The sequence below is a fragment of the Psychrobacter sp. DWR1-2-3 genome, assembly GCF_049896465.1.
GTDB classification, from domain to species: domain Bacteria; phylum Pseudomonadota; class Gammaproteobacteria; order Pseudomonadales; family Moraxellaceae; genus Psychrobacter; species Psychrobacter maritimus.
The window spans coordinates 112,548-127,235 of sequence record NZ_JAFCUJ010000001.1 but is presented as its reverse complement, the minus strand read 5'-3'; the positions used below and the strand labels follow the sequence as shown (position 1 = coordinate 127,235).

Annotated in this window: 10 protein-coding genes, 1 other RNA gene and 1 pseudogene; 5 read left to right on the top strand and 7 right to left on the bottom strand. The window is 43.5% G+C overall.

What is annotated here, in order from left to right; all coding sequences use genetic code 11:
• Positions 1 to 50 precede the first annotated feature (50 nt).
• The 5 genes and pseudogenes from ACP7AA_RS00510 to ACP7AA_RS00490 form a co-directional block, all read right to left on the bottom strand.
• The gene (locus ACP7AA_RS00510) at positions 51 to 425 is read right to left on the bottom strand and encodes a HopJ type III effector protein (protein ID WP_426222336.1); all 375 of its coding nucleotides are present in this window, start codon (positions 423 to 425) and stop codon (positions 51 to 53) included.
• Positions 426 to 595: 170 nt separating this feature from the next.
• Positions 596 to 763 (bottom strand): annotated as a pseudogene (gene csrA / locus ACP7AA_RS00505) (carbon storage regulator CsrA); the annotation flags it as partial.
• 394 nt (positions 764 to 1,157) lie between these two features.
• On the bottom strand, positions 1,158 to 2,444 hold the full coding sequence (locus ACP7AA_RS00500; RefSeq protein WP_426222335.1) for an aspartate kinase: 1,287 nt from the start codon (positions 2,442 to 2,444) through the stop codon (positions 1,158 to 1,160).
• Between the two features lie 323 nt (positions 2,445 to 2,767).
• The gene (gene alaS / locus ACP7AA_RS00495) at positions 2,768 to 5,440 is read right to left on the bottom strand and encodes an alanine--tRNA ligase (protein ID WP_426222334.1); all 2,673 of its coding nucleotides are present in this window, start codon (positions 5,438 to 5,440) and stop codon (positions 2,768 to 2,770) included.
• A 301-nt stretch (positions 5,441 to 5,741) separates the two neighbouring features.
• Positions 5,742 to 7,517 carry a TIGR00341 family protein gene (locus tag ACP7AA_RS00490; RefSeq protein ID WP_426222333.1) on the bottom strand — a complete coding sequence of 592 codons (1,776 nt, stop codon included), beginning with the start codon at positions 7,515 to 7,517 and terminating at the stop codon, positions 5,742 to 5,744.
• 355 nt (positions 7,518 to 7,872) lie between these two features.
• Between ACP7AA_RS00490 and ACP7AA_RS00485 the strand changes: the two genes are divergently transcribed.
• A complete protein-coding gene (locus tag ACP7AA_RS00485; RefSeq protein WP_201619445.1) occupies positions 7,873 to 8,085 on the top strand; it encodes a hypothetical protein in 213 nt (70 codons plus the stop codon).
• Positions 8,086 to 8,299: 214 nt separating this feature from the next.
• On the opposite strand, the gene ACP7AA_RS00480 is transcribed toward ACP7AA_RS00485, so the two are convergent.
• On the bottom strand, positions 8,300 to 9,736 hold the full coding sequence (locus tag ACP7AA_RS00480; protein ID WP_426222332.1) for a L,D-transpeptidase family protein: 1,437 nt from the start codon (positions 9,734 to 9,736) through the stop codon (positions 8,300 to 8,302).
• A 389-nt stretch (positions 9,737 to 10,125) separates the two neighbouring features.
• Between ACP7AA_RS00480 and prmB the strand changes: the two genes are divergently transcribed.
• The 4 genes from prmB to ssrA all read left to right on the top strand — a co-directional run bounded on the left by prmB (position 10,126) and on the right by ssrA (position 13,779).
• Entirely contained in the window at positions 10,126 to 11,298 is a 1,173-nt protein-coding gene (gene prmB, locus ACP7AA_RS00475) for a 50S ribosomal protein L3 N(5)-glutamine methyltransferase (protein ID WP_426222331.1), read from the top strand.
• Between the two features lie 72 nt (positions 11,299 to 11,370).
• Positions 11,371 to 12,474 (top strand): chorismate synthase, encoded by a 1,104-nt coding sequence (gene aroC / locus ACP7AA_RS00470; RefSeq protein WP_426222330.1) that lies wholly within the window; start codon positions 11,371 to 11,373, stop codon positions 12,472 to 12,474.
• 189 nt (positions 12,475 to 12,663) lie between these two features.
• Positions 12,664 to 13,335 (top strand): alpha/beta hydrolase, encoded by a 672-nt coding sequence (locus ACP7AA_RS00465; RefSeq protein ID WP_201619449.1) that lies wholly within the window; start codon positions 12,664 to 12,666, stop codon positions 13,333 to 13,335.
• A gap of 85 nt (positions 13,336 to 13,420) precedes the next feature.
• Positions 13,421 to 13,779: a transfer-messenger RNA gene (gene ssrA / locus ACP7AA_RS00460) on the top strand.
• Between the two features lie 137 nt (positions 13,780 to 13,916).
• On the opposite strand, the gene ACP7AA_RS00455 is transcribed toward ssrA, so the two are convergent.
• The gene (locus tag ACP7AA_RS00455) at positions 13,917 to 14,648 is read right to left on the bottom strand and encodes a hypothetical protein (protein ID WP_426222329.1); all 732 of its coding nucleotides are present in this window, start codon (positions 14,646 to 14,648) and stop codon (positions 13,917 to 13,919) included.
• Between the last annotated feature and the right edge of the window lie 40 nt (positions 14,649 to 14,688).

The following is a 14,688-nucleotide window of genomic DNA, read 5'->3' as shown; positions in this document are numbered from 1 at the left end:
TAGCGTGGCTTTTTTATGTATCAATATGGCATCACTACATAGCTACATCACTATAGCGCGCTGGTATCAACACTTGGACGCGGCGTTAATGGATTTTTTTCCATCAAAAACCCTTGCCAACCCCAATGTAAGAAATTGCGGATATTGGCATGGTCCGTACCCTTTGGGGTCGCTTGAACCTTGGCATAATGCTCACCGAACAGCTGTAGGGTGTCTAATTGATTTAAGCCATGGTGCTTAGCAAAGCCAAAAATCTTGGCGCTGCCTTCGTTTTCGCCTGCAGCGTTATGGATCAAGCCATTCACAAAAGGCGCTGGTGCATAGCGATAAAAATCATCAATAAAGCTGATGACATCATTGAATCCAATGGCTCTTTTATTCAAACCATTAAGTAGAGCCGATACATCTGATTGGCGGATACTCATAAATACATGACCTCAGAGCAGATTAGAAAGCAAAAATAGGGTGCTTAATTTATGCCCAATAATTATTGATAGTTAGATAGTAAGCGAACCATTTAGCGATTGAAATAGTCTTCATCATCGAATGAAGGCGCAAAGCTGCCTTGTTCAAGATGTTGCATTTGCGACTGTACCGTACGCTCATGCTGGATACGCTGATAAATCTCTTCACGGTGTACGGCAATATCTTTAGGTGCATTCACACCGATTCGTACTTGATTGCCCTTGACACCTAGGACAGTCACACTGACCTCGTCGCCAATCATTAGCGTTTCGCCCACGCGGCGTGTCAAAATTAACATGCGTCACACTCCTTATGTCGCATCAACAGATTATTACTCATCAGATTGCGTCTCAATTACAGGACATCACCGCAGCACTAAATAAGCAAGGTATTCATCATAAAAACAATGCTTAAGGTGGTGCCAATAGCGGTAATGATAGGTAGATTCATTTAGCCCAAATGAAAGCCCCATTATAGGGGGCATAACAGATACTGTCACGGGTTTTCACAAAACTATTAGGTATATACTTACCTTAGCAATAGTAATAAAAGAAAATAGAGCCTAATAAGACTCTATTTAATTAAAATTTGCTAAAAATAATCAATCGTTATTTGCTTAATAAGTATGCAACCCGCTTTGGTTTTTATTAAAGTGCTCATGCTTATAATGTATAAACGCTAGCCATTAAATATTATAACCCAGCAATTTTGCTGTCACCGTCTTCACGGTCAAGCCCAAAGGCCGTGTGCAATGATTTGACCGCTTTTTCTAAATGCTGCTCTTGGATAAGTACAGACACTTTGATTTCACTGGTCGATATCATTTGGATATTAATATTATTTTCAGCCAAGGTTTGGAACATAAGGCTTGCAACACCAGCATGCGAGCGCATACCAACACCGACCAATGACACTTTAACCACTTCGTTATTGGCCAATATCTCTTTGGCACCAATCTCATCTTTTACTTCATCTTCTAGCACTTTCATGGTTTTATCCATGTCAGTACGGTTGACGGTAAAGGTGAAGTCGGTGGTGCCGTTGGTCGATAGGTTTTGGACGATCATATCGATTTCGATATTGGCGCGACCGATAGGGCTTAGGATGGCAGAGGCGATACCAGGGTGATCAGGCACACCGCGCACGACTATTTTTGCTTCGTCGCGATTAAAAGCGATACCTGAGATGATTGCCTGTTCCATGTTGTCTCCTTCGTCTATCGTAATTAGGGTGCCGACATTGTCTTGAAAGTCTTGGTCGAAGCTACCATCGTTGTTTTCATCAAAGCTAGATAATACGCGCAGTGGCACGCCGTATTTGCCAGCGAACTCTACTGAGCGAATCTGTAAAATCTTGGAGCCAAGGCTTGCCATCTCAAGCATTTCTTCAAAGGTAATCTTTTCAAGTTTTTTGGCTTTTGAGGTGACGCGTGGGTCGGTGGTATAAACGCCATCGACATCAGTATAGATTTGGCATTCATCAGCGCCCAATGCTGCGGCAATGGCAACACCTGTCGTATCAGAGCCGCCGCGACCTAATGTCGTCGCGTTGCCTTCTTCATCGATACCTTGGAAGCCTGCGACGATAACGACGTTGCCCGCATCTAGTTGCTCACGAATGTTTTTATCATCGATGCTTTCGATACGCGCTTTATTATAGGCGCTATCGGTTTTAATGGCGACTTGGCGACCGGTGAATGAACGGGCGCCAACCCCCAACTCTTTAATCGCCATCGCAAGTAAAGAGATAGAGACTTGTTCGCCCGTTGAGACCATTTGGTCGTATTCGCGTGGGTCAGGTTGGCTGCTGATTTGGCGTGCTAAATCGATCAAACGGTTGGTTTCGCCGCTCATGGCAGACACCACCACAATCACTTGATGACCGTTGTCATGCCAGCGTTTGACTCGTTTGGCGACATTTTTGATGCGGTCGATACTGCCCATCGAGGTGCCGCCGTATTTTTGTACTATTAACGCCATAAAAATCTACCTATTATTCACCAATGGCCATCTGTTACTTATCGACATCAATCCATCATGGCGCTGTTTGCAACGACAGTGCTAGATTCATTTTAATAACGATAAAGCCGGATTATAAAAACTGCGCCCTGTATTTTACTTTCTGATATTTTACGCTCTGCTGTTTTACTATTGATAGCTAGTGACTAGATATGCTGACCTGCATCTAAGCGTGGTACTTTATACCATATTAGCGCCATAACTTTAAGTGCTAGCAAGCATTAGATGTATGGCGATTGGTTATAACCGTTATAACCAATCATCTATTAGCCTAAGCTTAATACTTAACCAAGCTGCTCTGCAATCCACGCAGATAGCGCATTGATAACCGCGCTGGTGTTGGCAGCTTTTGGTGCGCCGCCTTGGGCATAGTCAGGCTTACCGCCACCTTTACCACCCAGCTCACCTGCCAAATGACGAATGATATCACCGGCTTTTACTTTAGCGGTAACAGATTTTGCCACACTAGCGGCTAATGCCAATTGCTCATCTTTATCACCAATCAATACAATCACGCTATCAGGAAGTTTTGATTTGATATCGTCCATCAGGGTACGGATGGATTTACCATCAACGCCGCTTAAAGTACTGATAAGCACCGGTGTACCAGCAATGGTCTGTACGTCATCGAGCAAATTAGCGGCTTGGGCGCTGGCGATTTTTTGCTCTAAACGTTCGAGCTGTTTTTCCAAATCGCGCTGCTTATCGGCCATGGTACGCACACGCTGTGCAACCTCTGGACGTTTCACTTTTAGCTGACTGGCAAGCTCGCTGAGTTGTTGCTCACTTTGCTGAATGTTTTTAATGGCATTCATACCGGTGACCGCTTCAATACGGCGAATGCCCGCCGCAATACCGGATTCGCTGGTAATTTTTAAGACACCAATATCACCAGTGCGTTTAACGTGCAGACCACCGCATAGCTCAATAGAAAATGGCTGACGCTGACCATCCACAATACTGTCGGTTCCCATGGTTAAGACCCGCACGTCGTTACCATATTTTTCGCCAAATAACGCCATCGCACCTTGCTTCATCGCTTCATCGATAGACATGTGCTCGATACGGGCAGGGGTGTTGGCTTGAATTTGCTCATTGACAAGGCGTTCGATACGGCTGATTTCAGCGGCGCTAACAGGTTTGTCATAAGAGAAGTCAAAACGTAATACCTCGCTTGAAACCAATGAGCCTTTTTGTGTGACTTCATTACCCAATACTTGTCTTAGCGCGGCATGCAATAGATGCGTGGCCGAGTGGTTTTTGGCACTAGCGGCACGAATGCTCGATAATACTTGTGCATCGGCTGTTTGCTGGGCGTTAATCTCGCCCATGGTAACCACGCCATAATGAATAATAGCTTGCCCAGATTTTTTGGTGTCTTGCACTTCAAAAACACCCGTTGCAGTGCGGATTTCGCCCAGCTCACCAACCTGACCACCGCCTTCAGCATAAAACGGTGTACGGTCAAGGACAACAACGCCTTCCATGCCCTCAGCTAAGCTCTCGGCTGGATTGCCATCTTGATAAAGGGCATGAATAATCACGCCATCTTCTTCAAGCTGCTCATAACCGATAAAGGTGGTTGGGTTTTCTACTTGGATAACGCTGCTGTAATCGACATCAAATTTGCCGGCATCACGCGCCCGTTCACGCTGTGCTTGCATGTGCTCATCAAACTCCGCTTCATCAATCACAATACCGCGCTCACGCGTGATATCAGCGGTCAAGTCAACGGGGAAGCCGTAAGTATCATATAGCTTAAATGCCGCCTCGCCAGAAAGCGTATCCCCATCTTGCAAGCCTTCAAGCTCACTAGCAAGTAAGCGTAAACCTTGTGCTAGGGTTTTAGCAAATTGGGCTTCTTCTTTTTGAATGGCGTTTTCGATGACGCTTTGCTTATCTTTTAGCTCTGGGTAGGCAGTACCCATCTCAGCAACCAAAGGCGCAACCATTTTATAAAAGAAGTCGCTATCGGCACCAAGCTTATTACCGTGACGCACCGCACGGCGAATAACGCGGCGCAGTACATAACCGCGACCTTCGTTACTTGGGGTGACGCCATCAGCAATCAAAAATGCCACGGCACGGATATGGTCGGCGATGACTTTTAAGGAAGATTGTTGCTCGTTTTCAATACCTAAAATCTCAGCCGCCGCATCCATTAGATGGACAAACAAATCTATCTCATAATTGCCATGGACGCCTTGCATAATGGCACTGATTCGCTCAAGACCCATGCCGGTATCGACGCTTGGGGCTGGTAGCGGCAGCATAGTACCGTCTTTTTGACGGTTAAACTGCATAAAGACACAGTTCCAAATCTCAATATAACGGTCGCCATCTTCTTCAGGCGTACCCGGCAAACCGCCTTCGATATCAGCGCCATGGTCATAAAACACTTCGGTACAAGGACCGCATGGACCGGTATCACCCATCGTCCAAAAGTTATCAGAGGCGTAAGGCGCGCCTTTATTATCACCAATACGAATAATACGCTCGCTTGGGATACCGATGTCTTTATGCCAAATATCAAAGGCTTCGTCATCGGTTGCATAAATGGTCACATACAAGCGGTCTTTATCGATTGCCAACCATTCATCTGAGGTTAAAAACTCCCAGATATAAGCAATACCAGCTTGCTTAAAGTAATCACCAAAAGAGAAGTTACCCAGCATCTCAAAAAACGTATGATGGCGCGCCGTATAACCAACATTATCCAAATCGTTGTGTTTACCGCCGGCACGTACGCATTTTTGTGAGCTCACGGCACGCGTATAGTCACGCGGCTCCATGCCCAAAAAGGTTTCTTTAAACTGATTCATGCCGGCATTGGTGAATAGTAATGTCGGGTCATTGTACGGAATCAAGCTCGACGAGGCGACGGGGGTGTGCTGCTTGCTTATGAAAAAATCGATAAAAGCTTGACGAATATCGGCTGAGCGAAATGGCTGGCTCACAGCGGCTCCTTACTGACGGATGTATTGAGTAAAATAAGTAAAATAATTTTGCAAGCGATTTTAGCACAAACGTGCCAAGGGTGTTGAAGATTCATAAGCAAACACCGGGTAAATACGGCTTAAGTTTCGTTATTAAGCAGGCGCTTGCATTGAACATCTGCTCTTATTAAATCGCTATATATTGAATAAATACTTTAGGTTTTATAGAAAGATTGTCGCATTATCGTTATTGCATTAACCGACTAGGGTCAATTAGTCAGTTAAATAAATAGCCGGTTAAATGAATTGCCGGTTAAATAAATCAGTTGGTTAGTATAGTCACATCGGTTTTATCAAGCTTATCTTGAATGAGTGGATGCGACTCAATCACCTGTACAGGCATATAGCGTAGCTGCAAGCGAATCGGTAGATAGTCAGGGAAATTATCGGCCATATCTTGGCTGATAATCGCTTCGATTTGACGGACATCGTAGGAGCTGGGCGTTGTTTCGCCGCGAATCACCGCGCGCACGACTTGATTGGTGTCGCTTTTATCAAACTGCGTATTGGTCAGCACATTGCCTTTATCACTAAAGTAGCTATTAATCGTCTCTTTGACGCTGCTTTCAAACACCTGCTGTTTGGCGTTGGTTTGTAGATTAATGGTCAAATAAGTTCCTAATCCGCCCAATAACAATAATGTCACCGCATTACGCTGCAAAAAAGTCAGATAGGTGTTGGACTTATAATCGTCTTTAACCAAACGGCGAAAGCCCAAAACCCATAATACCAGCGCATTGGTAAATTGAATGGCAAGGATGTTAGTCATAGCCAGCAAGAGTGCGCCAAACCCAAGCTGAAGCTCGCCATTGGCAAATAAAATACCACTGGCAGCAAGGGGCGGCACCAATGCTGTCGCCACCGCGACGCCAACCACTGCCACCGACAGATGCGGAGAAACCATGGCATAAGCACCAGCCGTACCACCAGCAAGGGCAATCATCAAATCCATCGACGTCGGCTGCGTGCGCGATAGTATCTCTGCCGTTAGCGGTTGGTCTTTGTGTAACCAGCCGACGATAAAGCCCACCAATACCACCAAAGAGATGCCTAGAAACACGGTAATAAGTGACTTACGTAGTAGCGGCATACGATGGTCGATAATCGCTAATGCCACCCCAGTGATAGGACCCAACATCATGGCGACCAACATCGCACCAATGACCACCGCAGCTGAGTTGGTCACCAGTCCATAGCTTGCGATAATAGCCGAGAGGATATTCATGATGAAATACATTTTGCTCGGCAGCGCATTGGCCTCAATCCTAACGCGCACTTCTGGATAGTCTACTTTTTTATTACTAAACTGTTCAGCGACAAACTGCTTATAAGATTCAAGTTTGGCTTCCTTTTTTTCTTTTACCTCTTCGCCTTCTTCATTGTCTTCTTCATCGCTCTTATGGTTATCATCGCTAACCTCATCTTCTTCTAAAACATGAGCAGCGGTTTGAGTACTGTTTTGCTTTTTATTAATTGGCGGCTCATTTTTGTTGATGTTTTTCTCATCGTTCATTGCTTGAGGTTTAGTCGTAGGAACAGCCACTTGTTCCTGATTGAGCGCTTCTTTTTCTTCCATGTTTTCTGGGAAGCTTTCTTCATCTGTCAGCTCATGAGCTTGTGCATCGTTTGAATGCTGTTGACTAAAATCCGTTTCATCAGCTTCTACGCTTACTTCTGCATCGGCATCGTCCTGAAAAAAATCTTCCTCGGTGCTTAGAAAATCCGACTCTGTATGATCATTCACGGCTTGAGAGTCTGTGTCAGGAGTTTCTAATGAGGCAACCACCACATCAGGCGCAACGGTTTCCATCTTTATCTTCGCTTCTGGTGCTTGCGCCGCTGCCGACTCTTTAGCAACTTCTTTATCGCTGTTATTGTCGGCATCAACATTTTCAACAGCCGCATCCTGTGCTGCTGGTTCAGCAATGTTGTCATCAATGTCATCATTAATGTTATTGACGACTTTAGATTCAAAATCGTTTTGGGATTTATCGACAGGCAGTGAACGGTTAGTAGTGTCAGTATTAGATGAGGTCATAGAAGCAAGCTTAGCTAATGAGTAAGGATAGAAGAGTGCAAACTAGCAAATGCAAGTGGCAGAATGCATGTAAGAGTACAGGAAACTCACTATTGTAATGATAAATTCATCATAGCGTATGAACTTTTTGCGACTCAAGGATGAGAGGTACAGAGGAGTTGAGCAGGCAAAAAATAGCCAATATACTGCTTTTCTCCTTATTGAAAGTGCATAGCGCAAATCAATAATTATAATATGGCTTTCAATATGAATCACTTGCTATGAATGGGCTGCGGGTCTATAAGAAAACACTTACTTTTTGTGTGGATTTAGTGTATAAAGGTGTTATACCCACACAATAAATGAGGAATATATCATGAACTGGCCACTATTCTCTGTCATCTATTCGATAGCCGCAACCGTTACCATCGGCGTATTTATGATTGGTGCATTGGTCACGGGTTTTAACGAGATTCCGCATATTCAAATAGCGGTAGCAGCAGGTTTCCTGGCGTCTATTCCTGCCGCACTCATCTTTACCAAAAAAGTCGGTAGTATCACTGGTAAAGAAGATGGTTATAAAGCGTAATTTCTTAAAAGCAATCGATTTCAAAAAGCTATCAATAATAAAAATAAATGATGCTTAGTTTTTGACTGTGTATAAAGTAAAAAAACAGCCCTTAATAAAGAGGCTGTTTTTTATTGTCATGTAGTTTGTATTAAAAGAGTTTGTATTGCTTTAAACAAAAAAAGACCTTGATTACGCATCAAGGTCTTTTTTATTCATTTGCACTAACTGCTAACTATTTGAGCTCAACGGTTGCGCCATTTTCGATATTGGCATAAACCTCTAGCACATCCCAGTTAGTCAGACGTACACAGCCTGCTGAGGCTTGACGGCTGATACCTTCAGGCTTTGGTGAGCCATGGATACCATATGAGGGTTTAGATAAGCCCATCCATACAACACCGACAGGGCTGTTTGGGCCTGGTGGTAGCATATGGATTTTTTTATCTGTGCCCTTACCAACGGTTGCTTTATACCAAGGCATTTTTACCTTGTTAATGATTTTAAACGAACCTTGCGGTGATGGCGTCGCGTCACTACCAATGGTGGTTGGGTAAGTGGCAACCAGCTTATCATCGTTATAAGCATATAAGGTTTTATCGGCTTTATTGGCAACGACGCGGTTGATACGTTGCTTAAGCGGCGCACGGGTATTCAAAACAGTAATGGTTTCGCCCGCTTTATATTGCTTGTTTTTATTCAGCTTATCTAAATAGCGCACATCCATATGGAAGCGCTCACCAAACATCTCTTTAATGTCTTGATAATATAAGCCTTTCATTTTTGACTTGGCTTCTGAGCCTGCAGGCATGTTAGCAAAGTTAGTATTCACATCATCTTCAGTGATGGTATAAGTCACAAGTACGGGCTTATTGGCGGGGATATTTTTATTTAAAGCATCCCACGTTTTTTGGTCCATTTTGCCCGTTGCTGGCAAGCCTTTCATGGTTTGAAAGTTAATAAGTGCTTTTTTACTGTTCATGCCCCAGCCGCCATCGATAGCACCAGGAGAGGCGTGGTTCCAATCCAATAGCGCCTGCATTTTGATGGTCATTGCCGAGTTGACTTTCATATTCGGTGTCCATGTGGCACCGTTTACTTGTTTGGCATAATTAGATAAATTCAGTGTGGTATGCTTTTTACCGTCGATATCTTCGATGCTCTTAATCGCAGGGTCATTTGCGCTATCAGCGGTCGATGTAGAAGGGGCAGCAACGGCTTGACCTTCGCTGATATCGTCAGTGCTATCAGACTGCACATCTTTAAGAGACAGCTCTTCTACGGTCATATTATCAGCGCTAACCGCTGCTGAATTGGCTTCAGCTTCTTGCTTTGAGTCAATCAGCTGAGTCATACGGTCAGCTGGCTTGGCTTTATTCGCCTGATTAGCAGTTGGCTGAACAGTAGTACGAGAATCAATTGAGCTGCTACGGCTTTCTTGCACATCCAAGCTTACTTTCTTAGCGATGCTAGGCATTGAGTCAGCTTTGCGTACTGGTAGGGCGCGCGTCGTGTCGGCAGGTGCAGCAACAGCGCTGACACTGGCACTAACGATAGCAATTGAGATGGCGGTAATAAGAGGCTTCATTTTCATCATATTGGCATACTTATGGTTATAACTAATGGCGCTATTATGCGCATAATTTGGATGCTTCGCAAACTTTTGACACATCTTTTTTCGTTTAGGGCTTGCTAAACGTCAACTGTTGACGTATTCACTACAGTTGGGAAATAATTTAGTCATGCTGGATATAGGGTTGCCGTTAATTATTGCTACAATGGTTAATTTTCTACTTTATAGTCAAATATTATCCTAATGCTCAATCTCATTTGCCCAAATACCTAAACTTGCTAAATTTAACTATATTAGTCGGTAAGCAAGTAGATAGGCAGTTTTTTGCCGTAAAAAACCCAGTCAGCACAATACACAGTTATTGGCGCATCATGACGTTTGCGTCTATAATGGGTGACGAGTTTTTATTTAATAAATCAGCTGCTAATTAAAAGCGATTTAACCCATACGCATGTAGTTAGTAAGCATGTAAATCAGTAAGGTGCGATATGTCAGAAGACCAAACCATGAGCGCAGAAGAGTTTCAAAATCAGTACTTTGATGATGAGTCGCAAGGCTTGGATAATGAGCCGGAGTATGATTTAGAGACAGGTATGCTCGGTGAGCACGATGAGTTTGCCAACCTGCATGCAGAGCTTGAAGAGGCGCGTGAGCAGCTGGTCAGTATCCGTGATTTTATTCGTTTTGCCGTCACCCAGCTACGCAATTATGATGTGGTGGTCGCTCAAGGAACGACAGATGAGTTCGCTGAAGCCTCTGCCATTGTGTTGCATTCTTTATCTTTAGATTGGGCTGCCAATGATCAGATTTTGGATTGCCGCCTGACCACATCAGAGAAGCAGCAGGTATTGAGTTTATTAGAAGAGCGCATCGCTGAGCGTAAGCCATTAAGCTATTTGATTAATTTATCGTATTTCTGTGACTTGCCTTTTTATGTCGATGAGCGCGTTCTAATTCCACGCTCGCCAATCGCTGAGCTGATTCGTCAGCAGTTCCATCCATACTTTGAAGTAAGCGAGCTGGCAAAACCGATAGGCGTTAGTATCAATAATCAAGCGCCGGCTTTTTATGATCATGGCTTAGAGATTAAACAGCTATCACAGCCCGAGCGTATTTTAGATTTATGCACCGGTTCTGGCTGTATTGCGATTGCACTTGCCACACGTTTTGTCGATGCATTGGTCGATGCCGTTGATATCGATAAAGGGGCGCTGGAAGTCGCGATGGTCAACGTCGATCATCATGACTTAGGTCATCAAGTCAATGTGATTGAATCTGACTTATTTGCTAAGATTCCGGCTGAGCATCAATACGAGTTGATTGTCACCAATCCTCCGTATGTCGATGCCGCTATCATGGCAGATTTGCCCCCTGAGTTTTTATATGAGCCTGAGCATGCGCTTGCAGCCGGTCAAGACGGGCTGGATTTGGTACATCGTATCTTGTTTGAAGCGCCAGATTATCTAAGCCCTGAAGGTCTGCTGGTCTGTGAAGTGGGCGATAGTGAGTGGGCATTAAAACAGGCTTATCCTGAGATTCAGTTTGATTGGTTAAGGTTTGCTCACGGCGGTCATGGTATCTTTGCTATTACTTATGATGAGCTCATGACCCATCGCCAGTTATTTGCCGCTTATGTGCAATTATTGGATAGCAATCAATAAAGTAAGTTTGACATTGACACTATAATTAAAAATCAGCAATTAAAAATCGACTTCATTTGTTTAAGGATAAATATGGCTGGCAATAGTATTGGACAGGTTTTTACGGTAACGACGTGCGGTGAGTCGCATGGTGCAGGCCTGATGGCTATCGTCGATGGCGTGCCACCAGGTTTGGAATTATGTGAAGCAGATTTGCAGGTAGATTTGGATCGCCGTAAACCTGGGACGTCTAAATACTCGACCCAGCGCCGTGAATCTGACGAAGTAGAAATCATTTCTGGCGTCTTTGAAGGTAAAACGACGGGCACATCGATTGGGCTTTTGATTCGTAACACCAATCAAAAATCAAAAGATTATAGTGAAATAAAAGACACTTTTCGGCCCGGTCATGCCGACTATACCTATAGTATGAAATACGGCTTTCGCGATTATCGCGGCGGCGGTCGTTCATCTGCGCGTGAAACGGCCATGCGTGTGGCGGCAGGTGCTATCGCTAAGAAATACTTGCATCAGCGCTTAGGCGTACAAGTGCGCGGGCATGTTACCCAAATTGGTTCGGAATACAGTCAAGTGCTAGACCCAAGTCAAATCGACTGGGATTTTGTCAATAGCAACCCATTCTTTTGTGCTGATCAAGAAGCAGTCAGCCGCTTTGAAGTCTTGATAGACAGCTTGCGCCGTGAAGGAACGAGCTGCGGAGCACGTTTGGAGATTATCGCCAGTGGTGTGCCTGTCGGACTGGGTGAGCCGGTATTTGACCGCCTAGACGCTGATATTGCCCATGCCATGATGAGTATTAATGCCGTTAAAGGCGTTGAAGTTGGTGATGGTATGGCGGTGGCAGGGCAGTTTGGGCATCGCTCACGTGATGAGATGACCCCCGATGGTTTTACCGCTAATCATGCAGGCGGTATCTTGGGCGGTATCTCGTCAGGACAAGATATCCGTGTCAGTATTGCACTGAAGCCAACCTCTAGTATTACCACGGCTGGCAAGAGTATCAATACAGATGGGGAAGCGATTGAGATGCTGACTAAAGGTCGTCATGACCCTTGCGTAGGTGTGCGAGCAACGCCCATTGCAGAAGCGATGTTAGCGATTGTATTGCTTGATCATTATCTGCGTCATCGTGGTCAAAATGCGGATATTAAGCAACCAGTCCAATCGATTACTTAGATTTTCTGCCATACACTTATTTGCCCTTTGCCGCATCTACTGCTGTTCTATTAGATACGTTAGAGGGTTTTTTTATGCATGCTTAAAACTGTAATGATTCAGGTTATATATTCTAATTTAAATATTGTACGTCTTGCTTAATCAAACAAATAAATCTGGTTTTATTTATCAGTTAAAGGAACTTAAAACATGAGTAACTATTTAGATGCCGTTATTGTCGAACATAATCCCTCACAAAAAAAGATAGACAAAGCAGTGATTTGGCTGCATGGTTTGGGGGCTAGTGGTCATGACTTTGAGCCAGTCGTACCACAGTTAGGTCTTGCGGATGACATGGCGGTACGTTTTATCTTTCCTCATGCCCCCAATCGCCCAGTAACGGTCAATGGCGGCATGGTCATGCCCGCATGGTATGATATATTAGAGATGAGCCTTGAGCGCAAAGTCGATATCGCGCAGATTGAAGAGTCCTCACAGCAAATCCATGACTTGATTGCTCGTGAAATCGAGCGCGGTGTTAAACCTGAACATATTGTGATTGCGGGATTTTCGCAGGGCGGGGCAGTCGCGTATCATGTGGCGCTCGGCTATCCACAGCGCTTAGCAGGATTGATGGCACTGTCTACGTATCTTGCGACCAATGACAATATTGATTATAGTGAGGCTAATAAAGACATGCCGATATTGATAGAGCATGGTACGCACGACCCTGTTGTTCCTGTGGTTTTAGGTGAGCAGGCACAGGAGTTGTTATCAGCGAAAGGCTACAGTGTCGTTTATCATACCTATCCGATGGCGCATCAAGTTTGCATGCCGCAGATTCAAAATATTGGTAAATGGATGAATAAAGTTTTGGCATAGCACCTTAAGCTGTAACTTAATGTAATACGGACTGCTTATAGGTTGAAAGTCTATGGGTAAGTCCTATATAATAGTCAGTCTTATTGGGGATGTTCTGGCTTCGACGCTGGTGATGAAACTCAATGATGCATGTCGAGAGTGTATGTCCTCTCGTTAATCAAACATATATTGTTATAGTCGCAAACGACGAAACTTACGCTCTAGCAGCTTAAACCCTGCTTACTTGGTTGCTGATCACCTACAGTTGGTCAACTAAGTTGAAGCGTCCGCATGTAGGCTCGCCACAAGTGATTGTCTCAATCGCTTGGGTTCAAAAGTAGAGAATCGTCCAATCCATCCTGACTGTCGGATCGGTGCGGATTAAAACTAAAGACAGAAACTAAACATGTAGATTCATGAGCGTAATGCTGGCGGACGCGGGTTCAACTCCCGCCATCTCCACCAAATACTAAAAATCCGATCACTTAACGTGGTCGGATTTTTTTTGATCTTATGATTAATTGTTATATAAGGGTGTGTCAGGATAGATAGAGTTGTGGTATTCCATTGTATGGACATCAATAATACAGTATCCATATTCATTAACTTACAATTCGAAAAAATATACTGTTTCTATTCGCACATTCATAGTAAAAGTGATAACCAACAGCCCTATTTTGTTTAACTAATTGATCAACTACTTTTTCATATTCATCTATATAATTGTTACAATCGACTTGATAGCCATCATTTGTGCGTATAAATCTAATAGTTTCGTTGGTAGGTAATTCACTACCTTCTACTAGACTTCCTATTTTAAGTAGGCCAGATTCATTAGATGATGTATCAAGTTTATTATTTAAATTAGAGTCGTCGTATCTTGCTAAATAATCTGAACCAATAACTTGTTCAATAGATTTTATCTTGAAAGATAAATCTGTTGAATCAATTTTATGCATTTGCGACCAAGAGCCAACTGCTCTTAAGTCTTCGTCCAGAAATTGTAAACTATAGATGTAATATTTGTTATTCTTAACTAACAAATAATATATACTTTCATTTGAATCTTGATTGCTAGATAAGTAATACATTCCGTCAACTTTTTCGGGTTTAAAACCTTTACAATTTTCTTCTAGATCACACCTTTTGTAAGAAAAATAGATACCATCTGGAATGCTGACATTTACATCCTCTTTCACGGATGATTGAAAAGTATTAATATCTAATTTTGACTCTAGATTATTGCTATTAGATGTATTATTAGGCGAGCAAGCGCTGATTGAAGCTATTATAGCTAATAATACGATAACTATATATGAATGGGAATTGAACATATTCTATTAGCTTCATGTTGAAGGTGATTTAATATGACAT